This window comes from Brachybacterium sp. JB7 (assembly GCF_003335205.1).
In the GTDB taxonomy this organism is placed as follows: Bacteria; Actinomycetota; Actinomycetes; order Actinomycetales; family Dermabacteraceae; genus Brachybacterium; species Brachybacterium alimentarium.
In genome coordinates, this window is the sequence record NZ_QPGN01000055.1 from 1 (window position 1) to 340 (window position 340).

At 47.4% G+C, this 340-nt stretch carries 1 protein-coding gene; it reads right to left on the minus strand.

Going from position 1 to position 340, the window contains the following annotated elements; translation table 11 throughout:
- Window positions 1–4: 4 nt before the first annotated feature.
- Window positions 5–340, minus strand: a 336-nt coding sequence (locus CIK81_RS18890) for an ATP-binding protein (protein WP_255411104.1), incomplete at its 5' end; no start/stop codon positions are given.

The following is a 340-nucleotide window of genomic DNA, read 5'->3' on the forward strand; positions in this document are numbered from 1 at the left end:
GAGATCAAAACGTTGCACCCTGATTGGCGATGTTCTCTTGCGCATTGTCATGAAAGCCAATATCACCGCCCATCAGTCGCGTCAACTGCTTGGAGATGACCAGACCCAACCCTGTACCGCCATATTGACGAGTGATTGATGGGTCGCCTTGACTAAAGCTTTGAAACAGCATTTTTTGATCGGCAAGCGAGATGCCTTTACCACTGTCTTGTACGCTAATCATCAGGTAATTGTCACGGTGATCGTCCAAGCTGACACGTACTACCACATCACCACTGTCAGTGAATTTAATCGCGTTACCCACGATATTGGTCAATACTTGTTTGAGACGTAGCGCATC